This window comes from Tenacibaculum skagerrakense (assembly GCF_004345825.1).
GTDB classification, from domain to species: domain Bacteria; phylum Bacteroidota; class Bacteroidia; order Flavobacteriales; family Flavobacteriaceae; genus Polaribacter; species Polaribacter skagerrakensis.
The window spans coordinates 93106-119050 of the sequence record NZ_SLXM01000008.1 but is presented as its reverse complement, the minus strand read 5'-3'; the positions used below and the strand labels follow the sequence as shown (position 1 = coordinate 119050).

Here is a 25945-nt window from a genome sequence, read left to right as displayed (position 1 = left end):
TTTATTGGCTGTTTTCGTTTAACCAAGAAACAATATCTTTAATAACTTCCGATTTACATAAATCATTATGCAATTCGTGATATCCTCCTTGGTATAAATTCAACGTTACATTATCTGAGTTATTAGCTGCAAACTCTTTTGAACCTTCACAACTAATCAACTTATCATCGGTTCCATGTAAAAGTAAAATAGGTTTCTGTAATAGTCTTGCATTTTCGATAGCCCACGCTCCTCTTTCGATGAATGACAAGGAAAAGTTCGGGCTAACTCTATTATGTACCAACGAATCGTTTTCATATTTTTTCACCTCTTCTGGGTCTCTAGAAATAAATGAAGTGTTTATCTCATTATCTAGCGTAATAGATGAAGCTATCTTCTGAATAATCTTACCAAAAAAAAGTTTCCATGCCGGCGGTTCAAATGCTAATTTCAAAAAAGCACTGGTAGCAATTACTCCTTTAATATCATTATCTCTAGAAAGCATATAATTTAATACTGCATTTCCTCCCATAGAATGTCCATACAAAAATAGCTGAGTGTCTCCAAAGATTTCTCTAGTCTTCTTTATAAACTGTTCTATACTATCTAATACAGACTCATAACCAGGATTGTGTCCTCTTTTACCAGTAGTTTTACCGTGACCAAAATGATCAAAAGCTACAACACCATATCCATTATCAACTAAATTTTCAGCAACTTCTGTAAATCTGCCTGAATGTTCTCCTAATCCATGAAGAATTAACACTACTGCTTTTACATTATCTGTTTTCCAGTATTGACCAAAAAAAGATGTTTTATAAAAATTAAATTCTACTGTTTTATGAGTCATTCTTTATCTATTTTAAGAGTTTGTAAGTACAAATTTCATTGCCTTTGCTTTTAACAAGCATTCTTCGTATTCTTTTTCTGGAGTTGATTTTGCCGTAATAGCTCCTCCTACGGAATAAGAAATATACTTTTTTTCTTCGTTATACAAAATACTTCTGATCACTACGTTAAAATCAAAATCACCATCTGGTGTAAAATAACCCACACTTCCTGAATATAAACCTCGCTTTGTTTCCTCTAAATCTTCTATAATTATCATCGCAGAAATCTTAGGTGCTCCTGTCATACTTCCCATTGGAAAAGTATCTCGAATAACATCAACAGGATGGATATCTTCTTTTATTTCTGAAACAACTGTAGATATTAACTGATGAACTTGCTTAAAAGAATATACTTTGCAAAGCTCTTCAACTTTCACAGATCCTTTTTTAGCAGTTCTTGATAAATCATTTCTCACTAAATCAACAATCATAATGTTTTCCGATCGCTCTTTTTCATCTCTCGCTAAATCAAAAGCTGCTTTTTCATCTTCAATGGCATCTACAAAGCGTTTTGCTGTACCTTTAATAGGCTGAGAGATTATTTTATTTCCTTCTTTTCTTATATATCTCTCTGGTGATGCCGATAATAAAAACAGCTCATCATTTTTAAAATATGTTGCAAAAGGAGGTTGAGAAATTTTGTTAAGTTGATTGTAGGTATCTAAAGGATTAATTGTCGCGTTTTCTACATAAAACTCCTGACAAAAATTTGCTTCATAAATATCTCCCCTTTTTATATGGTCGATAACTTTTGTAACTTTTGCATGGTACTCATCTTTATGAATTCTAAGTTTAACTTTCAAGTTATTGTCATGCTTTGACATTTCTTGAAAAGTTTCTCCATTTATAATTTGTTCAAAATCATCTTCAATTTCGTCATCCACCATTCTTAAATACGAAAAGATAATCTCATTGTTTTTAATAAAAATTATTTTTTGTGGTTGAAAAAAATACAAATCAGGAAATTGTAATCCATCAAAATTCTTAGAGCTTAAAGCTTCAGTATCATTTTTTAAATCGTAAGATAAATAACCAAATAAATAATCTTTTGTATACGACTGGTATTCTTTCAATTGTTCAAACGCCTGATAATAATCTGTTTTAATAGATGTAAATTCTTCTACAGCTAAAATGGCATCATAACTAGAATACTGCAGTTTGTAGTTATTGCTATCTAAAAAAACAACAGTATCATATTGTTGTCCCCAAGCCAATAATTGCTTCTTGAAGATTTCTATATTGTCTATAAAAAAAGTTTGTTCTGTTCGTAAAGACATCAGGCAAAAATAATACTATTTCTGATGTTCGTAAACTAAACAAAATAATATTAACTGTGTTGGTATAGTAGTTTTTCTTAAAAACTTTACACATAACTCTTTTCACTATTTATCAAGTATTTATATCGCTAAGTATTTTAAAAAAAGTTTTTTTCCTGTTAAACAAAAAGATGTTTTTCCTGTTAAATCTAAAGTGAATTATTGGGCTAAAAAAACTCTAAATCACTTTTTAAGAATCGAGAAATACGCCCCAAATTATTATTTATCAGCGATTTAGATTTGTAAAAACTTTTATTATCATGAAAAATCTAAAACTAACAAACTACTGGATATTCATCTTGCTACTATTACCAATAGGGCTGATGTGTCAAGTAAATTACGACGAAGGCAGGTTAATGATTAACGGCATTCAATTACTACAAGACAGTAACCAACCCGACACTTATTATTACATACCTGATTACCCTAGATTAGCAACAAAAGAGGACGGGGATTTTGAACTAATGTGTACCAAATACATTGGACAAGAAGGAAATGCTAGCGGTGGACTTTTCCATACACTAATTCAGTTTGATCTTCCTGAGGAAGTCTTAAACGAATTAGAAAAAGAACTGAAAGAGAAAAAAGGAGGCGCTAAAATTGCTGGACCAGTTCCTATGAAACAAGCTTTAAAAGATGGTGAAGATGGAATTGCTAGCTTTAAAATTGTTTCTTCTATACTTAATAATGTTGATGGTAAAAATCCTTTTACGCAAAATGTAATTACTTCAGGACATGCACCACTGTATAAAAATTCAAAAGCTGCAATTGCTGCAAAACTAAATCAAGAAGGAGCCACCTTATTATGGGAGTCTTTACAAGGAAAAACATCCGATATTTCTGTAGTTGTTAGCGGATATTATGAAGCAAAAGTAAAAGGTTACAATGCCGTTGTATCTGCAGATATGTCAACTGTTTACGAACATTATAGCAAGGTGTATAGTAATCAAAAAGAATACACTAAAAGGCAGATGCGCAAAATCACAGATGAAATGGTACAACAGCAAAAATTAAATATCGATGTTTTTGACAGGTCTAGTGGTTTAGGTATTAAAACAGATGATATGAGCAGTATTCTTTCGTTAATTACTGACAAATTGATTGAGTTAATGTTTGATGCTGAAATGGGTTGGGCTAAACAACCAGAAAAAGAAACTGCTGTAGAGCAAGGCCAGCTTTTAGGAAGACGTAAAAGAGGTTTCTTTAGTAAAGTTTTTGGTGGTGCAAGAGATGAAAAATATGTAACCGATAATCAGTTTGTACTAAAAAACAGATCTGATATTAAAGTAAACAAGTTCTACTTAAACTTAAGTAAATCTACTACAATTAAAGTTCCAGTGTATTCTTCGGGAAACATAAGCGGTTTGTATGAAGTATTTAAAGAAGATCCTTCTAGTAAAGACAAGTATTTTAGAGTAGTAAACTTAGATGATGTTGATTTTACAAAACGTGAAATCATATTTCAATTAGATGGAGAGTATGTAGATACTTTCAATGAAATTTTAAACTCTGTAACCGTAAGCTTTAAAAAGCATTATGGAGAAGACCACAGTGATGTAACTAAAGATGTTATAATCAATCGTACAGATTTAGAAGCTGGAAAGGATTATAAAAATATTTTCTATCCAAGATTAGGTATTAAAGAATCAGACTGGTTAGATTATGAATATCAAGTTAGCTGGAACTTAAAAGGAAACAATAAAACAATACGACTACCAAAATCAGAAGATAAATGGTTAAAAGCTAATGATGCTTCAATTGCCTTAACACCGCCATTTAAAAAACGTACAGTTCAAATTGATGCGGATAGAACTTTCTTCAAAGATGCCGAAGTGCAAGCTTGCTCTGTTAGATTTTTCACCATACTAAATGGACAACCTAACCCACAGGGAACAGTAGTTTTACGTAAAAACGATACTGAAAACACTAGCAAAATCAACTTATATCATGATGCTAATGAACCAGTTGCTTACCAAGTAAACTGGTATAAAAAAAGTGGCCCAACAACAGAATCATTAAAATCATTAGATAGCGATTATCTGTTCTTATTACCACCTTCAGAAGAATAAACGAGTAGCATAACATATTTATCATGAAAAATTTAAAACACTACATAACATTAGTTGTGCTTATTGGTTATTGCCTAATTTCAAATGGGCAATCTATACTAATCGACCAAGGAGTTAATGCGGATGGTTTATGGTGTTTTCCAATTCACAAGAAGGAAAATAGCTACAGATATTTACCACAAAGAGCTAGGTTATCATTACAAAACGATAGTATTCCTGAATTTTCATTCTTAAGATATATTACTGAAAAACCTTCGGAAAACAATTCAAAGACGATAACAGAAGCTGGAGGCGGAGGAATCTTAAACTTCTTAGTTTTATATGATACTCCACAAGAATTGATATCAAATGCAGAGCGTTTCTTGAAAAAGAAATTTGAAAATGATGAAATCATTATTGAAGGACCTATAATTTTTGACAGTGGGAAATACACATTGGTTTCTTCAATTTTAAATCCAGCAGGCGAATCTAAAAAATCAATTCTTGGTTCAGGAAGTGCTCCAATCATAGAAAATAGCAAAATTCCATTGTCTTTTAATGTAGACCCGCTAAAGTCTAAACTATTACTAGAAAGTTTAAAAATGTCTACACCCGATGTATCGTTAATTTTTGAACTTGGTTTTTCAGGTTTGACAGAAAACTATGAAGCAGAATTAGAAATTGATTGGTCTGAAGTAAAGAAAAGTCATGCTTTTGATGCTGGTGGAAGTATTTATTTTGTTGGCGCTGATGTAGGACTAGGATTCGACAAACTGCGAAAAGACAATGCTATAAAATTCACAAGTGTAGGTAAGGACGAATCTATGGAAAGTCTTGTCCAAACAGTTTACACAAAACTATTAGAATTAATGTTTAAACCTACTCCGTTAGAACAAGTTCCTGAAGAACATAGAGGCGGATTAGAAGATGCTATTGGTTCATTAATTGGGTCTAATGGTGCCATGGGAAGCAGAAATACTACCGGATTTGGCTTAAATGTTGGCTACCAATATAAAGAGCATCGTACTACAGGGAAAAGCAACATGGTTTTTAAAGGTAGAAGTTTAGTAAACCGAAATCACTACATCACTTTTAATGCTGGGAATCTTTATAAAAAGTATGGTGACAATAAAGACATTTTTAAAGATGTACCTCTTTGGGATCCTGCCTTCCAACAACGTGATGTATATGTAGGAATTGACGGAACTATAGAAAATGAGTTTGATAAAATGCTTAACAGCGTTACTGTAAAACTCAATAAAAAACATCAATCTGGAGATGCTACTTTAAAAGAAGTACTACTTACTAAAAACACGTACAAAGAAAGTAATGGTAAAATCGCCATGTCTTATTTAAATCATGGTGATGCAGATCAAAATGAATGGTTGAATTATGAATATCAAACCGTATGGAAATTTATAGGTGGAGGAACATATTCTGAAGACTGGAAAACTGCAACTGCCTCAATGATCAACCTCTACACACCATTTCAGCGAAGAAAAATTGAAATTTCTGGTGATGTTGAAACTCTTAAAGAAAAAAATGTAAGAGCCGTAGCGGTAAAAATTAATTATGACTTTTTTGGAGAGCCTAAATCTAAAAATCTAACCATTTATCCAAAAAAAGAGTTGAATGATAAGTTTTTTGAAATCACACTTCCAAAAGGCTCTGATAAAGTGGAATATACAATCACTTGGTATGTAAAAAATGCAGCTCCAATTCAAAAGAATGGAATAGACGAATACGGCCTGTTATTTATCGATGAATTTCCTGAATAAGTTAAAGAATTATGAAAACTAATTTTAAACATATCACGCTAACTATTCTTATGATTCTTGGAAGTGTAAGCTATGCACAAACTTTAGATGCTACAAAACAAACAACTATTGTTCTTTCAGATAATTCAAAGATTGTTGTTTATAAAAAAGCTACAAGTTTTGATGAGAATTCAGATGAGTATTACAGTTTACCATCTCATCTAAAGTTTTCCAAAAACCAATTGAAAGAACCAGAGTTTTCGCTTGTTACCTACGATAATGCCAAAGGAAATCAAGGAGGTATACTTCATTTTCTTATTTCTTGGGGACTGACATTATCTCAAAGAGAAGAAGTTCAAAAAGAGCTGGAAAAAATAGTAGGAGAACAAGCTAGGTTTATGGGATATATCATTCCAGAAATTGATACTAATCAACCTTATTTAACAATATCTGGAAAATCTGAATTAGTTGAAATATTAAACAATTCAGCAACTTCAATTGGACGAGTAACAACATTTCCAAATGCAAAATCTGCTTCATCATTTAAACTTAGTAATGAGGATGCTCAAACTATAGAAACACTTATAAAAAGTAACAGTAAGAATTTAAAAACACTTTTCCTAACAATGAATTTCATCATCCGATTTAAAGGAAAAAATGGATATGGACTTTCCCAAGAGTCTTATCAAATACACGAGAATTTACACACACTATTAAATCAATAAAATCATGAAAACAAAAATTAAACATGTATTACGAGGGGTAATTTTACTGTACCTGCTTACAAATTTCACATCGTCCGATGCTCAAATTGTTGACGATACAAACAAACTAAGTCTTACACTTAGTGATGGAACTCAAGTTATGCTTTATGGAGAAGCATCTAGTTTATCTGATAGAAAATCTAAAAACTATTATTATCTACCTGTTTCTTTACGATTAGGAGCAAAACCTGATACAACACCTGAATTTCTTTTCTTAAAATATATCACTGAAGAGAAAGAAGAAGATGGTGGAATTGGTGGTGCTTTACTACACATGCTGATGGAATGGGGATTAACTCCTTCACAACAAAAAGAAGTAGAAAAGATCTTGGCCAACGGAGAACAAGGTGCCTTGAAAAAAAGCAAATTAAAAGGAGCTTTAGATGTAAAACCTGATGGTGACAAATCGTTACGCATTATTTCTGCAACATTATCAGACGACAAGTTAGCGCCATCTGTTGTGCAATCATTAAGCGCACCTGTTTTACCTGGAGCAAAAGTAGCTGTAGCTTCTAACCTTAGTGCTAATGGTGCTCAATTATTAGCAGCAACATTTGAAAAAACGAGATCTATTACAGACTTATCTATAGAGATGGGATTCAAATACACTACCAGAATTCCAGCAGCTAAAGGTAGAGTTATTGTTCGTTGGAGTGAAGTGCAAAAGCATATGGAAAGAGATTATGCGCAATACAAAGAAGTGCACGGTAAAAAAAGTAGAGGCGGACTTTTTGGTGGTGTTGCAGATGCTTTATTTGGAAAGAAAACCGAAGTTAAAAGCAGATCGTATGATGAGGTAAGAAGTGTTATTGATCAAATGATTGAAAATGAATATATCAAAGTAGATTTTGACGAAAACATTTCTGATGATAGAGTAACAAAAATTAGAGAAGCATTCTTCGATTTCTTTTTACAAAAAATGACTGAGTCTGGAGATTCTGATGTGTTAGCTCCTCCAACTGAAAAGGAAAAAGCAGCAATGCCGAACATTAAGTATGGTAAAAAATATACGTATAACAGACGTTTCTTTGAAAGTAGCTTCAAAAAGAAAACTGAAACATACTACTTAAATTATCGATTAGCAGTTGAAAAGCCTTTTACACTTACAGCAAACTTAGCTAGCTGGTACGATGGGGTTAAAAACAACAAAAAATGTGTGGGTACTGTTTTAATGAACGACAAGTTCTTTACGCATAGAGATATCAACATGATACTTGACTTACAAGCTAAAGAAATGTTTGACAAGGAAATCAATTATGTAACTGTTAACGTTCGTAAAAAACGTAGCTCAGGAAACGACTTCAATGACTCTAGAACTATAGACTCTGAATTTTTAAAGAAAAATGGTTTAAAAGCTACCATTAGTTATGCAAGAGGTGATGATAAAAACTCTGAAGTATATGAATATAAAACTCAATGGAGTATTAGAGGTGGAAATGTTTTTCCAAAAGATCCACAATGGATTAAAGGTGATTGGCAAGGAGTTACGCTTGAGCCACCAATTGTTCCAAGAACTATTGAGTTTGAAGCAGACTTAGATGAATTAAGCTCTTTAGGTGTTGTACGTGCTACTTTATTATTAAGATACTACAGGTTTGGAGAAGAAGTAGAAACAAATGTTCCGTTAACTGTCTCAAAAGGTGAGCCTCTTATTGAACAAATGATTTTTACAGATAGAAATACACAAGGGTATGCTTATCAATTAGTACTTACACACAAAGAAAAAGGAAAAATGGCATTAGGCTGGGATGATAAAATAAATGATGATTATATCTATGCTACAATTCCTCAAGAATTAAGAGATGATGACCCAGATTATTTAGAGAAAATTATTGAAGCTGGTAAGATAATTCTTAAACCTGGCGCTGATGGAAAGGTAAGCAAGGAAGCTACCATCTTAGATAAGTTTAAAGATGTTATTGGTGTGGTAAAGAACTAGAAATCGACTATTTCTAACCAAAAATTTTAAAAAGATGAAAAATATATATAAAACTTTAAGCGTGCTTTTTGTAGTATTTGGATACCTAAACACAATACAAGCACAGCAACAAATATTACTAGACAAACCAGTAAGAGCTGGAGAACTGATTTTATTTCCTGACTTAAATAACAGAAGTAATTATTACTATTTACCTGATAAGCCTCAGTTAGCATCTCATCCAACAGGTGATCCTATTTTTTCTTTTCTACGTTATGTGAAAAATGAAGAAACAGCTGCAGATTCAAATGAAGGAATCTCTGAAAGTACTGTTGGTGGAGGGATTGTTCATGCCTTGGTAGAATTAAAAGTTCCGGATAAAATGATTAAAGATGCTGAAAGAGCCTTAAGCAGAGTGGATAGTAACGGAAAAATTATTGGCCCTGTAGTTTTTAAATCAGGTACCGTTTCATTAATCTCTTCAGTAGCAAAACCTAATGGTGAATTTGAGGCAAAAGTATGTGGATTAGGAAATGCTCCAATTCTTGAAAATCAACGTTCTGCAGTTTCTGTACATATTAACAAATTAGGATCTAAAATTCTTTGGGAAACATTCAATACTCCTACTCCTGATTTTAGTACGCACTTTGAAATGGAAGTTGAAGGATATCAATCTCCAAAACGTGTAACTATTGAGGCAAATTTTGATAGAATTTATAAACACCAAACTTTTGAAGCTGCTATAGCTGCACCAGTTCTTTCTGCTGAAATTAAAGCAAGTTTTGATGATCTGTTTGATTCAGGAGCTATTAAGTTAACTCAAATTGGAGATGATGAAGAACTTAACAAACTAAAAGAAGCTGCTTACACACAACTTATGAACTTAATGTTTGACAAAGTTGGTGGTACAGGTGTTCCTCAATTAAACCAGTTGATTCCAAACAATCAAAAAAGCATGTTGGATAGAGCTACAGAGCAATTACAAAATGCTCGTAAAGAAGCTAGAGAAGAAAACAGACGAATTGATGCTTTAGAGCAATCAAGAGCTGAACGTAATCGTGCTGTTCAAAGAAGAGCACAATCAAGAGCTGATAGTGTTAGAACTGCTGGTGGGCATGAACCAATCACTCGTAATCAAGACACAACAGACAATGGAGACGACACTGATAGAGAAACTCCTCAAAGAGAGCCTATTCCAAGTTTATCAGTAGCGGTTTCGTATCAAATGAAGCAAGTTAGAAGACGCGGAGTTTATAAAATCGATTTAAACAAGTATACGCAAACTACTAAAACATTGCCTTTTGATTATAACCTTGGTGATGTAAAAAGTAAGTGTCCTTCTTGCTTTAGAGAAATCAATGCCGATGATGCTTTAATGAAGCAACGTCAAATTAATGCTACTCTTGGTGGAATGAATACTGATGATTTTAAACATGTAAACTTTGTGAACGTAATTATGCGTAAAAAACATGGTAACAATCAAGAAACAGTTGATGAAATCAAAATCGATAAGTCTGAATTCAACAAACAAGGAAACTTCTTTAAAATGTTATACGGATGGAAAGGCGATGATGACAGAGATAAGTGGTTAGCCTATGATTATAAAACGTTGTGGAGTTTTAAAGGAAATCATAAAATAGAATCTGATTGGGAAACTACTAAGTTTGGTAGTATTGCTTTAGAGCCACCATTAGTTAAAAAACCAATTTACATTGAGATTGATGAAGATTTTACGCTTGAAAAAAATATTAAAGCTGTAGAAATTAAGGTGTACAGTAAACTGGGAGATAAAAACGAGGTAAGTAGTACAAATTTACGCGTAAATAAATCTGAATTAACCAAAACAATAGAAATTCTATTGCCAAGAAATTCTGAAGACTACGAATATGAAATCACCTATTTCATTAGAGGGGAAAGTCCTAAAAAATCTGGTTTACAAAAATCAGATTATGGAAGAATCGATATAGACAGATTTATGTAGTACTTAAAAATTAAAAATCATGAAATCAAATAAATATATTAGAATACTAACAGCAATGCTATTCGGTTTCTTCTTACAGGTTACCGTAGCGCAAGAAGGATATCCTGACAACACTTCAGGAACAACCAGAGAAATCAATACCACCTTACCTTTTACCAATGTTCAAACTACTATTAAGGTAAAAGAGATCGACAATAAATATATTTTTGAAGGTGACATTTTAATTCCACGTTCAGGCGGACGTGGTGGTGCAGTAACCACCTCTACAAGTGCACGATGGCCTAATTCTAAAATGCCTTATGTTATAGCTAGTGGACATCCAAAAAGAGCTGATATTCTTTGGGCGATTAATCATATAAGTACTAGTACTAATGTTTGTATCGTTCCAAGAACTACAGAGTCAGATTATGTAGAATTTATATACACCCCTGGTATTTGTGGGTTATCTTTTATAGGAAAAACAGGAGGAAGACAAGTAATTGAAATTGGAGATCGCTGTGGAAGTAAAACAAAAGGAAGCACAACTCATGAAATTATGCACGCCTTAGGTTTTTATCACGAACAAAGTAGAGACGATAGAGATACTTATATAACTGTTAACGGTTCAAATATAACTTCTGGAAATGCGCATAACTTCAGAAAATACAATCAAAGTTGGTACCATTATTTTTGGCCTGAAGGTAGAAATATGGGAAATTATGACTATGGTTCAATAATGCATTATGGCCCAACTGCTTTTGGTAAACCAAAACCTGGAGGAGGAAGAATGACTACTATTGTACCTAAAAGAAGTGGTGTTACTATCGGTCAAAGAAATAGTATGAGTGCTACCGATATTGCAAGTATCAATGGTATTTACCCAACCGCATGTAGTACTTCATCTTCTACTAGTACTACAGCTTCAAGTGATGATCCTGGAACTAGTGATAGCAACTCAAGTACATCTAGCACAAGTGGTAGTTTAGATATTTCGTATCCTATACAATTAGTTCCACAAACAAGCGGAATGTCGTGCTGGGCTGCTTCTGCTGCAATGATTGTAGGATGGAGAGAGCAAATCAGTATTGACCCTCAAGACATTGCTCGAGGTGTAAACGGATGGGAAAGTTACTACAATAATGGATTACCACCAGATAATACTGAAATGTTTAGTGTTTGGGGGTTACAATATGATTATCCTCAAAGTTATACTGTAGAAGGTTTTGCCTCTTTATTACAAGGAGGGCCATTATGGGTTGCTACTAATTTACAAAACGGGGCTCATGTGGTAGTTGTTGCTGGAATCAGAGGAGATGGAACTCCAGACGGAACAATTTTGAAGGTGTATGACCCATTGGAACAAGGCATGACTAATTTTAGATCATCGAATAGAGGTTCTGTGTACGAAATGACTTACCAAGAGTTTGTGAACAGGCAAGAAACACTTGCTTTTAGAGAACTTAGTGAGCCAAGTGCTTTTTATGTTGCTTATTAAACATACTTTAAACTAAATCATTATGAAAACATCTTATGATAAGAAATTATTGTTTCACTTTAGCTTTTTAATTATCTGCTTTTTAAATGTTACAATAATTGAAGCACAAACTGTATTTAAACATACGGTCACCAAAACAAACACTAGTAATCATATTTCATCAATTAATCATATTAGTTCCAACGGAAAAAACGATAAAATTTTAATTGTAACTCATGATTACGGAAAATCGGGCCCTTACCAAACCAAAGCCGTTGGTGTTTGGTATAACGGAAAAAAGTGGACTGTCTTCAATCAAGATAAAACACCAATAGCTGTAAATAGCAAGTTTAATGTACTCGTAGCAGATAAATCTAGCAATGCTTTTACCGTTAAAGCACAGCTAAATGCAAAGTCGGTAGTTGTAAATCATCCGAAATTAAACAAAAATCCTAATGCTACTTTTTTAGTAACTCAAAACTGGGGGAATCGTGGTCCGTATAATACAAGTCCAATTGGAGTTTATTATTCGACTTCAAAAGGGCAATGGAATATTTACAACACCGATGGAAAACCAATGCTTAATGGAGCAAAGTTTAATGTTTTAATTAACTCCAAAGTTTTCAAACATCAAGTAGTGAAAACTAATAAAAAGGGGCACATTACTTACATGAACAATTCTATGACCAATGGTAAGGAAAAATCGTTAGTCTTTGCAACGTTTAATGCTAGAACATCTATTAAAAACTTCAATAATCCAATCGGAGTTTGGTATAATGCAAATAAATGGACCGTTTATAATGAGAATAGAAGTCAGCTTAAAGGAAATGAAGCGTATAATGTATTGTCATTGCCTGGTACAACTAAAAATGTTCCGATTGTGCTTAAAAATCCTGTGCTGGTAACTACCGACAAGAATCCTACTAAAATAGACACTAAAGGATTAAAAAACATAGGTTTGGTTAAGTACATACCAATTAGAACTTCTGGAACTAGTTCTTCTACTAATACAGAAAGACAAGGACCAGATATTACCAAGTATGAAGATGTTGCTACTCTTTTAGAAGGAAACTCTTACGTGTCATTTATTGAAAAACTGAATGTCTTCCGTAAAATCTATAAGGATAAAAACAGTAAATCAAATGTATACTATTATTTTCCATCTGAATACACGTTAAAATGGAATAAAGAAACGAATGAGTACGCCTTCAATATCTATTATATGTCGGCAGAAGGAACAAAAGGTAGTGTTTTAGTAAATGCAGAACTAACACCTCAAGTAAGTAGCGAAGACATTAAACTAGCTGAAAATTTGTTAGCTGTAAAACTTAAAAAGCCAGTAAAATTAATGCCTATGGATTTAAGAGATGTTCCTAAGGTAGATTTTGGAGCTACGCTAACTAACTTTAATGTAAAACCTGAAAGTATCAATGCTAGTATTCCTTCGGATTATCATAAGCCAATTATTTTGGATTGGAGAATGGATAGTAATGTAGATGATTTTGTTGGTGCTATGCTTAATAATATTGGAGTAAATATTGGTTTAGAATTTAGACCTTATGGTGACGAAACTACTGTTATTAATGTGCCTGTAAACTTAGAGGTAAATTCTCCTTTAACTTTTGGAAAGATTGAATTTTCTGAAGCAGATGAATTAATTAATGGTTGGGTTAACATTATTGATTATCCTATTGTTCCAAAAAATATAGTAGTACTGAGAAAACAAGGTAGCAGAAATTACTTTGAAACTATTGATCTTGAAAGTGAAGAAGTAGAGACTGGTGAAACATTACAAATTTCGGATGACGCCAAGAATCAATTAACCAATAAAAACAACATCGTTAAGTTTTGGTTGGATTATGCCTTGAATAGAGACTGTAACACTTGTAATCAAAACGTAAAAAAGAAAATCATTTCTGGTACCTCAGGTAGTGAAATCACTAAAGTGGAAATTCAAATACTAAATGCACTAACATTTTCAAATGCTCATTCCATGAAGTTATTAATCAAGTCTATTCAAGCGGACCCTAATGGTATCAATGAAATTACTTTTCCTGCTTTTAGTATTACGGAAGATGATCAGGCTTTTGAAGGTGTACAGCTTTTTGTTCCTGAAGGCAAAGAACTTTCGTACAGTTATCAATTAATAACAATTATGAAAGATGGTGAAGTGAAAACAAGTAATTGGGAAACTAGCAACTCTACTTTGCTAGTCATTGGAGAAAATCAAATCAAAAAATTATACAATCATAAAGAAAAATCTGAATTAGAAAAATTGAAAGATTCATTACTTTCTAATCATAAAGATGATCTTATTGAAAAAGGTAAGGATTTGTTAGATGATATTTTAGGAAAAAAAGACAAAGAAGAAACACCTAAAAAGGATGATGAATAACTGCTTCATTAACTAATTTAAAGTATAAACAATCATGAGGATCGGTAAGTTTTTAGTAAACATTATTTTTGTTTTCATCGCTAACGCTAGTATTCTAATTGCTCAAGTAGATTTTAGCTCTAAGCAATTAATAAATGGCGTAGCAATTTTTCGTGATACCGCCGATCCTCTCTTGTTTTATTATGAACCAGGAGATTTAACCCTAAACACCACCAAAAATGGTGCTCCAGATTTTAGATTTATCGATTTAAGATATACCGGGACTAAATGTTCGGACGATGTTGGTGAAAAAAACTTCATGAGTATGGTTCAATTTGGTGTTGTAATGAAAGAAATAGCACCAGATGCTTTACAAGCAATTAAATCGAAATTAAAAAAGTATGGTAGGTATTCGCTCAAACCACTACCTATTTCTCATATTGATACGCGTTTAATTTTACCTGTTGAAAATAATACTCAAAAGAGACATCAGCCAATTAATAATGACGGTGTTTTAGAAGCTAACAATAAAGATGGTTTTAGCAGTTCTAAAGCATTTTGGACAAAAAGAACGTACACCATAAAATTAAACAAATATGAATCTCAACTTCTAAATACACAACTAAAAGAAAAATTACTGGGAATCAATTTAAACTATGTGTACCACGCTAATGTATGGATGCCAAATGAAGATATTTCAGGATCAAAAGAGCTGAAAGAACAGTTTGAAAAAGACAGTATTGTAGATGAGTCAAGTAACATTCAAAACAGAATTATCAAAAGCAATACGTTAACCATCAGTATCGACACTAATAAATATCCTGATTTAATTAAACAAATCGACATCAATGAGGAGATACCTCCTACCTATGCAGCCATTGAAGTTAGATGTCATGATTTCAAAGAAAATCTACGTCCAGAGTTGTACTTAAAAACCGTTGAAATAGAAGCAACAAGTGTTAATAATGGGAAAAAAGTAACCATAAAAACAAACTTCAAAAGCAAGTATACCGACTTATATAGTCAGTACATTTATTTTCCTTATGCGGTTGACATGAATGCTCCTATGCGATTCCGAGTTACAGAAATAAACACCAGCGGAGAACGAACTATTTCCGATTGGATTGATAAGCCTGAATGTTCTTCTATTATTGATGTTACCTCATCTAAAAAAGAGCAAAAAATCACTAACGAGATTATTGATATTGAAATCGATTCTTCGCTTTTTGAAGATGAGATAGTTACAAAAGTAGCATTCAATTTAAGCTATACCTTGCAAGGAATACAAAAAACTGAAACAATTACTTTTAAGAAAAATGACAATCTTCATTTACAATCAATTCGATATGCAGTTGATAAAAACACCTTAAAATTTTATACAATTACCAAACATCTTTCAGGAGAAGACACACCAGTAACAGAAAATAAAAAGGAGCTAAATGAAAACTATATATACATAAATAACTTTTAACCTAACCAACCTTCTCTGTCTAAACTTCTATATTGTATGGCCTCAGCTATATGCGCAGAATTAACCTCAGAAGAACCTTCTAAATCTGCAATTGTTCGACTTACTTTTAAAATTCGATCATAGGCACGTGCTGATAAGTTTAGTTTTTCCATGGCATTCTTTAACAACCGTTTACTTTCTTCGGTTAAAACACAAAACGTTCTAATCTGCTTAACTGTCATTTGTGCATTGTAATGAATTTCATCAAATTGCTCATATCTTTTTGATTGAATAGCTCTAGCTTTTATAACTCGTTTTCGAATCTCTGTACTGCTCTCTCCTTTCCTTTCTTCTGATAATTTTTCAAAAGGAACAGGTGTTACTTCAATATGAATATCTATTCTGTCTAGTAACGGTCCTGAAATTTTCCCCATATAACGTTGCATCTCAGCTGGAGAAGATAGTAACGGATTATTTTCATCATTAAAATATCCTGACGGACTGGGATTCATACTTGCTACTAACATAAAACTACTTGGATATGTAATTGTAAATTTAGCTCTAGAAATTGTAACTTCTCTATCTTCTAAAGGTTGTCGCATTACCTCTAAAACAGACCTTCTAAATTCTGGCAATTCATCTAAAAACAACACTCCATTATGTGCTAATGAAATTTCTCCAGGCTGTGGATATTGCCCCCCTCCTACCAAAGCTACATCTGATGTAGTATGATGTGGAGAGCGAAAAGGACGTTGATATAAAATTCCTGAGTCTTTTACTTTTCCTATTACAGAATGAATTTTTGTAGTTTCTAAAGCTTCATCTAAAGTCATTGGAGGTAAAATCGAAGGTAATCGTTTTGCCAACATTGTTTTTCCGGCTCCAGGCGGACCAATTAAAATAATATTATGACCTCCTGCGGCAGCAATTTCCATACATCTTTTAATAGATTCTTGACCTTTTACATCAGAAAAATCGAAATCTAAATTGTTTTGGAAACTATTAAAAATAGCTTCAGAATTAATTTTCTCTGGTTCCAAAGATTGCTCTCCATTAAAATGTTCAATTACTTCTTTTATGTTGCTCACACCATACACAGTGAGCCCTTCAACTATAGCTGCTTCTTTGGCGTTCTCCTTAGGAAGAATTAAATAGGTAAACCCTTCTTCTTTTGCTTTTATTGCAATTGGTAATGCACCTTTAATAGGCTGTAAATTTCCATCTAATGAAAGCTCACCCATAATCACATATTCATGCAATGTATCCGATTGAATCTGATTGGAAGCACCCAAAATTCCCATGGCTATAGTTAAATCATACGCAGCACCTTCTTTACGAATATCAGCAGGCGCCATGTTAATAATGATTTTTTTTCCTGGTAATTTGTAATTGACATTAGTTAGCGCTGCTGAAATTCTATAGGAACTTTCTCGTACAGCATTATCAGGTAAACCAACTAAATGGTAACCAATTCCTTTATCAATATTAACTTCAACTGTAATGGTAATAGCATCGACACCGAAAACGGCCGATCCGTGAACTTTAACTAGCATATTTTTCTTTTTAGCAATTTGAAGCTAAATAAAGCCTTTTTTATGAAAGTAACAAAAAGACACTTAGAATTTTACTGCTAAAAAATATTATTAGTATTGATTTTTAGTACCTTTACATATACTTATTTCCAAAAACACACTTCAACCTAAGTTAAAAAATTACTTAACTGGTTTTTAGACCTTAAATTATTAATACTGAAACTATCAGTTGAAATGTAAATACACTCAACTATTACCATAATTATACTTTTGGTTTTCTTAAAAGATGTTTTTACTCGTAAACAAATAAGTTGTATTCTCTTTGTAATAAAAAATTTAACAGATAACATTCTTACCTGAATTAACTTCGGTTAGCAAAAGAGTAATTATCAAAAAACTAATTTCGACAGCAATGATAATCTATATAAAATACATGGTAAGCCATCGTTGCAAAATGATGGTCAAAGAAGAGTTAAAAAAACTAGGAATTAACCATTTAAAAGTCAACTTGGGAGTTATTGAAATATTAGAAGATATTACAGCCAATCAACATGAACAACTGAAAATCAACTTACATAAATCAGGGCTTGAATTACTAGACAACAAAAGAGCTATTCTGGTAGAGAGTATAAAAAATATAATTATTGAAATGATCCACTACAGCGATATTTTACCTAAAGTAAATTACTCAGACTTTATTAGTGAAAAAATGGAGTATGATTACACCTATCTATCCAATGTATTCTCTGAAGTAAAAGGCATTACAATTCAACAATATATTATTTTTAATAAAATTGAAAGAGTAAAAGAATTGTTATTATATGATGAATTGACTTTAACAGAAATATCTTATCGTCTTCATTACAGTAGTGTTGCTCATTTATCAAACCAGTTTAAAAAGGTCACTGGGCTAACTCCTACTTTTTATAAAGGAATAGCTAATAAGCGTAGAAAAAACCTTGAGGATGTGTGAATTATGCAACCTATTCCATATTTAATGTAATAATAGAAACTAATAGTATTACCATCTTTGTAGTGTCGTGAAAATGAATTCACAACGTAAACCAAAGAGAAAATGGAAAATTCTAACAAAAAGACAGAAGAGTCTTTCAAAATTACTGGTAACTGGGAAAACCAATCGAAAGAACTCAAATCTAAATTTTCACAGCTTACTGATGCCGACCTGAAATTTGAAACGGGTAAAGAAAATGATTTACTCAAAAGAGTAGAAACTCGTCTGAACAAAAAACGTGAAGAGGTAATCAATATTATCAAAAAAGGTCAACCAAGAGTGGGGTAATCTAGGTTTTTAATATCGATTCTCTAATGGATAAGTTCACATTAGAACTTGTCCATTTTTTATAAACTTAAAATATCTAATTATGAATCTAATTTACCTCTATATCACAATGTTTACAGCAATTATACTGATATCTGGTATCAGAATAGTAAGACCCACTCATAAGGGGCTTATAGAACGTTTAGGGAAATACAAAAAACTTGCAGAGCCCGGTTTCCACTGGATAATTCCAATTGTTGATCGATTATTTCTTGTGAATATTACCGAACAAATGGTAGATGCCGAACCTCAAGAAATAATTACTAATGACAATTTAAATGCCACTGTAGATGCTCAGGTTTACTTTCGGGTAAAATCTGATGAGGATAGTGTAAAAGGATCTACCTACGATGTAAATAACTATCAGTACCAGATTGTGAACCTTGCACGTACTACATTACGTAATATCATTGGAACACTCACCTTGAAGTCTGCTAATAGTGAAAGAGGGAAAATAAATATGGAATTGCATGAAACACTTCATAAAGAAACAAAAGACTGGGGAATTCAAATCATTAGAACAGAATTGAAGCAAATAGATCCTCCATCGGATGTACAAGAGACTATGAACAAAGTAGTAAAAGCTGAAAATGAAAAAATTGCTGCTATTGACTCAGCCACTGCTGCTGAAACAGTTGCAGATGGGATTAAACGTGCCAAAATCAAAGAAGCAGAAGGTTACAAACGTTCGAAAATATTACATGCCGAAGGCGAAGCTGAAGCCATAAAACTAGTAAACGGAGCAGCTGATAAATACTTTATCGGAAATGCGCAACTACTAAGGAAAATAGAAGCTATGGAAGCCGCATTAAAAAATAATGCTAAAATTATTGTCCCAGATGGTTCAGATCTAGTGAACGTAATGAGTGAAATGGCAGGTATTGTTCCGATAAAAAAGAATCAAAGTAATGCTCTTATTAATAAAAGCAGTTAATAACAATAAAGACTGACAGTTTCTTAAATATTTATTTCAAACAATGAAAACGATCCAAAAAACAAAAGAATTGACTGATTGTATTCTTTTAGTAACAATGGAAATAAAAGACAAATTTCCTGAATTATACCAGCTTTTGGATGAAACACCCTTTCTTAGTTCTGTTCAAGATAAAGGTATTGAAGCAATCAGTTTAGAAGAATACCTCAATACAATTCGATATCAATTGAAAGATTACAAAAACAATCTCCAATAGTGTTACTTAGTAGAACTTTTTAGAACTTAAAACACAGACACATGAAGAATATAATAGTAGCTACAGACTTTACTGAACATGCTAAACATGCAGTAAATGCTGCTGCTTCAATTGCCAAACAAACTGAAGCTAAACTGATTCTTTTACATGTAATCAACAGACCTTTAAATTCTGGTGATGATTCCTATGAAAATTATCATAACATGCCTGGTGGACGTACTACTGTAAGAAATATTCAGAATAAATTGAACGAAATTGTAAACTTACATAACCTAAAAAATGTTAAGACTATTTACGAATTGCGAAATAATGTATATAATACTATTCTTGACTATGCTGATGAATATAAAGCTGAACTAATTGTAATGGGTGCTTACGGAACCACAAGATCTGCAGGAACATTCATTGGCTCAAACACATCAAAAGTTATGAGTCAAGCAAAAATACCAGTATTAATTGTTCAAGAAAAATTTAGTGAATTTAATATAGAAAACATGGTTTTGGCTTCAGAGTTTTATGGTGAAGTATATAAAGTATTTCCAAAAATGAAGCAAATAATAGATCTTTTCGACACTAAGCTACACCTTTTAAAAGTAAACACTCCAAACCGATTTCAAAGAACTCATGACAGCCTAAAATTAATGAAAGAATTTAGCTCTAGGTTTGATTTAAATAATTACACCTTGAATATTTACAACGATTTGAATATAGAAAATGGTATAATAAACTTCACCAGATTAATTCATGCGGACTTAATTGCTATAACACCAGATGGTCTTTGGAGATTAGTAGATATATTTAAAAAGAGTACAACGGATAAGCTAATGAAAATCTCTGTTAAAGCAATTCTAAGTATGAAAACACGACAACCAGTTATAACACCTACTGAAATATTTTATGAGAAGGGTTATAAACATTATATCGAGGAAGACTAAGCCATAATATTTTTAAATCAATTAATTACGAGTAAACAATTTCTTCTGATTATATAAAATGAGGAAAATAAAAAAGCATCTTAGAAATCTAAGATGCTTTTTAGCTTTTGTACGGGTGAAGGGAGTCGAACCCCCACGCCTCGCGGCACTAGATCCTAAGTCTAGCGTGTCTACCAATTCCACCACACCCGCGTTAAAAAAAAAATTGGTTTGCAAATATACACAAAGTATTCAAAATACAAACTTAAATATACTATTTGTCTTATTTTTTTATACTTCTACTAGATTTGGTTTTAATACTTCCTTAAAAATGAATTAACTTAGCATTAAATAATTATTTATAATGCAAACCATTCAAGAATATATAGCTACTCATAAAAACCGTTTTATTGAAGAACTTATTGATTTATTGAAAATCCCTTCTGTTAGTGCAGACACTGCCTATTCTCAAGATGTTTTAAATACTGCAGATGCCATTATGGAATCGTTAAAAAAAGCAGGTTGTGATAAAGTAGAGCTATGTGAAACTCCGGGGTATCCTATTGTATACGGAGAAAAGATTATCGACAAAAGTCTTCCTACTGTTTTAGTATATGGGCATTACGATGTACAACCAGCAGACCCAATCGATTTATGGGATTCTCCTCCTTTTAGTCCTGTAATCAAAAAAACAGCTATCCACCCAGAAGGTGCAATTTTTGCTCGTGGAGCATGTGATGATAAAGGACAAATGTATATGCATGTAAAAGCATTAGAGTATATGACTTCTCAAGGTAACCTTCCTTGCAATGTTAAATTCATGATTGAAGGTGAAGAAGAAGTTGGTTCTGAAAGTTTAGCTTGGTTTGTACCTAGAAATACTGAAAAATTAGCTAATGATGTTATCTTAATTTCAGATACTGGAATGATTGCTAACGACATTCCTTCTATTACAACCGGGTTAAGAGGTTTGAGTTATGTTGAAGTAGAAGTTACGGGGCCAAATAGAGATTTACATTCTGGTTTGTATGGTGGTGCTGTTGCTAATCCTATTAATATTCTATCAAAAATGATTGCTTCATTACATGATGAAAATAATCATATTACCATTCCTGGATTTTACGATAAAGTTGAGGAATTGTCTCGTGAAGAAAGAGATGAAATGGCCAAAGCTCCGTTCTCGTTAGAAGAATATAAAAAGGCGTTGGATATTGATGCTGTTTATGGTGAAAAAGACTATACTACAAACGAACGTAATTCAATACGACCTACATTAGACGTTAATGGAATATGGGGCGGATATACTGGAGAAGGTGCTAAAACTGTAATTGCCTCTAAAGCCTATGCAAAAATATCGATGCGTTTAGTTCCAAATCAAAATTGGGAAGAAATTACTGAGTTATTCAAGTCTCATTTTGAAAGTATTGCTCCTGCTGGTGTTAAAGTAAAAGTTACGCCACACCATGGTGGACAAGGTTATGTTACACCAATTGATAATATTGGATACCAAGCTGCAAGTAAAGCATATCAAGAAACTTTTGGTGTTACACCTATTCCACAAAGAAGTGGCGGAAGTATTCCGATTGTTGCCTTATTTGAGCAAGAATTAAAAAGCAAAACTATATTAATGGGGTTCGGATTAAATTCTGATGCTATTCATTCTCCTAACGAGCATTTTGGTGTTTGGAATTACTTAAAAGGAATTGAAACCATTCCTTATTTCTATAAATATTTTACTGAGTTAAGTAAATAAAAAAACACAAAAGCACCATTTTATTGGTGCTTTTTTTATATCGATATATACCAAGTGGTTCGAAACCACAAACTGTTCTTTTTTTGAGATTCTAAAACACCTCCTAAACGGTAATCCAAACCAAATTCAATTTTATCCTTTTTACTCAATTGATATCCTAAGTATGGAGAAATTCTAGCTTCTAAATCTTTTTCATTAAACTGATATAAATATTCGTTCGATATTTTTACATACCATTCTTTTACATCAACTTTTTCTCCATTCAAAGGTTTTTCAAAAGTAGCTCTATATCTAGTTCTGTATTGAGGTGAAACTTTATTTTGAAAAAATTGCTCAAATCCTAAACGGTGAGCAATTTTTAAATTATCGAGATTTTGAACAATATTATAATGTTGTAATAATCGGTGAATTACCTCTTCTTCTCTAAATCGTATAATGTAACCAATGTTAAACGATTCATAAACATCTGTCTTAATAGAAAAGATGGAAGAAACATCCATTAAATTATGTGTAAACTGAAACGACTCTTGATAAATTTGTTCTCTTACTTCTACACTTGAAACCCACTTTAAGTTATTGGAAATCTTTTTTGAGAGGTTAACTTTTGGCAACCATCCAAAACTAATTTCAGATTGAGCCGTTGCATAAAACGAAGACGATACCAAAAACAGTGTAATTAAAAACCTATTCATTAATTAAAATTGTAGATTGTCAAAGTTATCAGCACTAAATTTTAGCTCTTTTAAAATCTTCTCTCCTTTTGAATCGAATAACATTTCAAACAATTCGTAAGTAGTTTCTTTTTTTCCTTTTAATACAATTTCAAAACTGGGTTTAATTGAACATTGAGCAGTAATACAATTCATCAATGCTTCTTTTTGTCCTTTATATTGCAGTTGAACTTTTCTTATTTTAAACTTTTTGAAACGATCTTTTAAAATAGAGATTATATTTTTTTGAAGTTCTTTATCTAACTTCGAGAAATTAATTTTTATCTCAACATCAATAACCGCTCCTTTTGTATCAAATTCAATACTGTGTTTTCTTCCCTTATAAGTTGTTTTTGCTTCAATTGTTTTTCCATCCTGACTTTCCTCTACATACCATTTAACTTTCTTTTTAAAATTTACGCTCTCAATAAACTCAATAGCTTGTTTCGGAACCTCTCCCTGCTCTACCCTGTATTCTCTTTCAAATTTATACTGACCAGCAACTGATTGAATTAAAAAACATATAAAAACTGTGATAAAATACTCTCTCTTCATCTTTTAATAAAACTTATACAAATCTAAATGAAACTCTTAAATATAATTTGAAAAGTCTTTTTTTATTTTTTTTTATAAATTTGCCTGAAAATTAATGCTATGATAACAAAAATTGCTGGGTTACCCTTATTATTATTTTTTATTAATATATCTATTTCCTTTGCTCAGGACATGAGTTTAATGTCGTTAACATTATCTCCTGAACTGACTAAAGATGCAAATGCAGTTATTCGAGAAAGTTATACTGAAATTACAGTTGAAGCTGTTGATGAAATGATTGTTAAGGAAAGAAGAGTAACAACCGTTCTGAATAAACTAGGAAATAAACATGTTGACGCTTACGCTTCTTATGACAATGACACAAAAATCACTGATTTATCGGCAACAGTTTACAATTCTTTAGGAAAAGAAATAAAAAAATATTCTAAAAGTAAATTTACTGATGTAAGTGCTGTAGATGGTGGAACTTTGTATTCAGATTCAAGAGTAAAATATATAGATCACACTCCTACTGAATATCCTTACACTGTTGTTTTCGAAAAAGAATATAAAACATCATCAACTGGCTTTATCCCAAAATGGTATCCGCTAGACTCTTATTATGTTTCAGTTCAAAAAAGTGAGTATAAAATAATCAACCTAGAAAATATTGAAACACGAATCAAAGAAAATAACTTTGATGGATACTCAATTAAGAGGGTAAATGAAGATAAAATTCATTATGTAGCAGAAAATTTACCTGCAATTGAGTATGAAGACAGTAGTATAAGCATATCTGAAATATTACCAAACTTAATTGTAGCACTTAACCAATTCACGTTAAAAGGTATTAAAGGTAGTGCTAAAAACTGGGAAGAATTTGGAAAGTGGAGATTTGAAAATTTAAAAAACGGAAATGATATTTTATCTGAATCTGTTAAATATGCTATTCAACAAAAAGTAAAAGGTGCTAAAAGTAATATCGAAAAAGCTAAAATTGTTTATGACTTCATGCAAAACAGAACACGTTATATCAGTGTACAAGAAGGTATTGGAGGTTGGAAACCTATACCAGCTGATGAAGTACATAAAATGGGATATGGTGATTGTAAAGGATTAACCAATTATACAAAAGCTTTGTTAGATGCAGTAGATGTAAAATCTCATTACTCAGTAGTTTGGGCAGGTTCCGAAAAGAAAAACATGATTGAAGGATTTTCTTCTATGCAAGGAAATCATGTTATTTTAAATATTCCAAATGACGGTAATGATATTTGGTTAGAATGCACAAGTCAAACTATGCCTTTCGGATTTTTGGGTGATTTTACTGATGATAGAGATGTTTTAGTTATTACTCCAGAAGGTGGTCTAATTAAAAGAACTCCATCTTATAAAAATGAAACCAATTTACAAACTTGTAAAGCAAGCATACAACTTAACGAAAAAGGTTCTTTAGAAGCAGATGTTGAAATAACCTCTAAAGGAGTTCAATACGATGATAAATATGGAATTGAAAGCTTAGCGAAAGATGATTTAGAAAAATACTACAAGTCAAAATTATGGTCGTACATAAATAATCTAGAAATTAAATCTTCTTCCTTAGAAAACGACAAAGACAATATTGTATTTAAAGAAAAACTACATGTAAACGTTGCTGATTATGCTAGTATAACTGCAAACGAACTTATAGTAAGAGTAAATGTTTTTAATAAAAACACATTTGTACCCAAACGCTACAGAACTCGAAATCATCCATTGCAAATTAACAGAGGTTATAAAGATGTAGATGAATTTACTTTTACAATTCCTAATGGCTATAAAATTACCTCACTTCCTTCAAAAGTAGAAATTTCAACAAAGTTTGGAAACTATACTATGGAAGTAAAAAAAGTTGACGAAAAAACTATTTCTTATCATAAAACATTATTTATAAAAGAAGGAATTTACCCCAAAGAAGATTATAAATTATACAGACAATTTAGAAAACGTATTGCAAAACAAGAGAGTGTTAGAATTGCTTTACAAAAAGTATTAAATTAAAAT

At 32.0% G+C, this 25945-nt stretch carries 20 protein-coding genes and 1 tRNA gene; 15 read left to right on the top strand and 6 right to left on the bottom strand.

Annotated elements, in window-relative coordinates; all coding sequences use genetic code 11:
* Position 1 precedes the first annotated feature (1 nt).
* Together EV195_RS13235 and pabB are read right to left on the bottom strand one after the other, a co-directional pair.
* Entirely contained in the window at positions 2–829 is an 828-nt protein-coding gene (locus EV195_RS13235) for an alpha/beta hydrolase (protein WP_132795443.1), read from the bottom strand.
* 12 nt (positions 830–841) lie between these two features.
* Positions 842–2146, bottom strand: a complete 1305-nt coding sequence (gene pabB / locus EV195_RS13230) for an aminodeoxychorismate synthase component I (protein WP_132795442.1) — start codon at positions 2144–2146, stop codon at positions 842–844.
* Between the two features lie 299 nt (positions 2147–2445).
* Here pabB and EV195_RS13225 point away from each other — a divergent pair, with 299 nt between their 5' ends.
* The 8 genes from EV195_RS13225 to EV195_RS13190 are packed head-to-tail and all read left to right on the top strand — an operon-like array spanning position 2446 to position 15951.
* The gene (locus tag EV195_RS13225; protein ID WP_132795441.1) at positions 2446–4254 is read left to right on the top strand and encodes a hypothetical protein; all 1809 of its coding nucleotides are present in this window, start codon (positions 2446–2448) and stop codon (positions 4252–4254) included.
* A gap of 23 nt (positions 4255–4277) precedes the next feature.
* Complete coding sequence (locus EV195_RS13220; protein ID WP_132795440.1) at positions 4278–6011, top strand: hypothetical protein; 1734 nt, start codon at positions 4278–4280, stop codon at positions 6009–6011.
* An 11-nt stretch (positions 6012–6022) separates the two neighbouring features.
* Positions 6023–6715 (top strand): hypothetical protein, encoded by a 693-nt coding sequence (locus EV195_RS13215; RefSeq protein WP_132795439.1) that lies wholly within the window; start codon positions 6023–6025, stop codon positions 6713–6715.
* 4 nt (positions 6716–6719) lie between these two features.
* Positions 6720–8693 carry a hypothetical protein gene (locus EV195_RS13210; protein WP_132795438.1) on the top strand — a complete coding sequence of 658 codons (1974 nt, stop codon included), beginning with the start codon at positions 6720–6722 and terminating at the stop codon, positions 8691–8693.
* A 34-nt stretch (positions 8694–8727) separates the two neighbouring features.
* Positions 8728–10653 carry a hypothetical protein gene (locus tag EV195_RS13205; RefSeq protein WP_132795437.1) on the top strand — a complete coding sequence of 642 codons (1926 nt, stop codon included), beginning with the start codon at positions 8728–8730 and terminating at the stop codon, positions 10651–10653.
* Positions 10654–10672: 19 nt separating this feature from the next.
* On the top strand, positions 10673–12127 hold the full coding sequence (locus tag EV195_RS13200; protein ID WP_132795436.1) for a M12 family metallopeptidase: 1455 nt from the start codon (positions 10673–10675) through the stop codon (positions 12125–12127).
* 22 nt (positions 12128–12149) lie between these two features.
* Positions 12150–14501 carry a DUF7452 domain-containing protein gene (locus EV195_RS13195; RefSeq protein WP_132795435.1) on the top strand — a complete coding sequence of 784 codons (2352 nt, stop codon included), beginning with the start codon at positions 12150–12152 and terminating at the stop codon, positions 14499–14501.
* 34 nt (positions 14502–14535) lie between these two features.
* On the top strand, positions 14536–15951 hold the full coding sequence (locus tag EV195_RS13190) for a hypothetical protein (RefSeq protein WP_132795434.1): 1416 nt from the start codon (positions 14536–14538) through the stop codon (positions 15949–15951).
* On the opposite strand, the gene EV195_RS13185 is transcribed toward EV195_RS13190, so the two are convergent.
* The gene (locus EV195_RS13185) at positions 15948–17483 is read right to left on the bottom strand and encodes a YifB family Mg chelatase-like AAA ATPase (RefSeq protein WP_132795433.1); all 1536 of its coding nucleotides are present in this window, start codon (positions 17481–17483) and stop codon (positions 15948–15950) included. The genes EV195_RS13190 and EV195_RS13185 overlap by 4 nt on opposite strands.
* A gap of 391 nt (positions 17484–17874) precedes the next feature.
* Between EV195_RS13185 and EV195_RS13180 the strand changes: the two genes are divergently transcribed.
* From EV195_RS13180 to EV195_RS13160, 5 genes are all read left to right on the top strand, one after another.
* Entirely contained in the window at positions 17875–18435 is a 561-nt protein-coding gene (locus EV195_RS13180) for a helix-turn-helix domain-containing protein (protein ID WP_207899791.1), read from the top strand.
* Positions 18436–18537: 102 nt separating this feature from the next.
* The gene (locus EV195_RS13175) at positions 18538–18762 is read left to right on the top strand and encodes a hypothetical protein (RefSeq protein ID WP_132795431.1); all 225 of its coding nucleotides are present in this window, start codon (positions 18538–18540) and stop codon (positions 18760–18762) included.
* A gap of 82 nt (positions 18763–18844) precedes the next feature.
* Positions 18845–19735 (top strand): SPFH domain-containing protein, encoded by an 891-nt coding sequence (locus tag EV195_RS13170; protein ID WP_207899790.1) that lies wholly within the window; start codon positions 18845–18847, stop codon positions 19733–19735.
* Positions 19736–19778: 43 nt separating this feature from the next.
* Complete coding sequence (locus tag EV195_RS13165) at positions 19779–19991, top strand: hypothetical protein (RefSeq protein WP_132795430.1); 213 nt, start codon at positions 19779–19781, stop codon at positions 19989–19991.
* A 41-nt stretch (positions 19992–20032) separates the two neighbouring features.
* Positions 20033–20926: a universal stress protein gene (locus EV195_RS13160; RefSeq protein WP_132795429.1), complete on the top strand. Its 894-nt coding sequence runs from the start codon at positions 20033–20035 to the stop codon at positions 20924–20926.
* A 110-nt stretch (positions 20927–21036) separates the two neighbouring features.
* Here EV195_RS13160 and EV195_RS13155 read toward each other — a convergent pair.
* Positions 21037–21118 (bottom strand) — tRNA-Leu (locus EV195_RS13155).
* 151 nt (positions 21119–21269) lie between these two features.
* Here EV195_RS13155 and EV195_RS13150 point away from each other — a divergent pair.
* Positions 21270–22658 carry a dipeptidase gene (locus tag EV195_RS13150; RefSeq protein ID WP_132795428.1) on the top strand — a complete coding sequence of 463 codons (1389 nt, stop codon included), beginning with the start codon at positions 21270–21272 and terminating at the stop codon, positions 22656–22658.
* Between the two features lie 35 nt (positions 22659–22693).
* Here EV195_RS13150 and EV195_RS13145 read toward each other — a convergent pair whose 3' ends face one another.
* Positions 22694–23350, bottom strand: coding sequence for a DUF2490 domain-containing protein (locus EV195_RS13145; RefSeq protein WP_132795427.1), 657 nt, complete (start codon positions 23348–23350; stop codon positions 22694–22696).
* Between the two features lie 3 nt (positions 23351–23353).
* Entirely contained in the window at positions 23354–23923 is a 570-nt protein-coding gene (locus tag EV195_RS13140) for a hypothetical protein (RefSeq protein WP_132795426.1), read from the bottom strand.
* A gap of 99 nt (positions 23924–24022) precedes the next feature.
* On the opposite strand from EV195_RS13140, the gene EV195_RS13135 reads away from it, so the two are divergent.
* Positions 24023–25942, top strand: coding sequence for a DUF3857 domain-containing protein (locus EV195_RS13135; RefSeq protein WP_132795425.1), 1920 nt, complete (start codon positions 24023–24025; stop codon positions 25940–25942).
* The last annotated feature ends 3 nt before the right edge of the window (positions 25943–25945 follow it).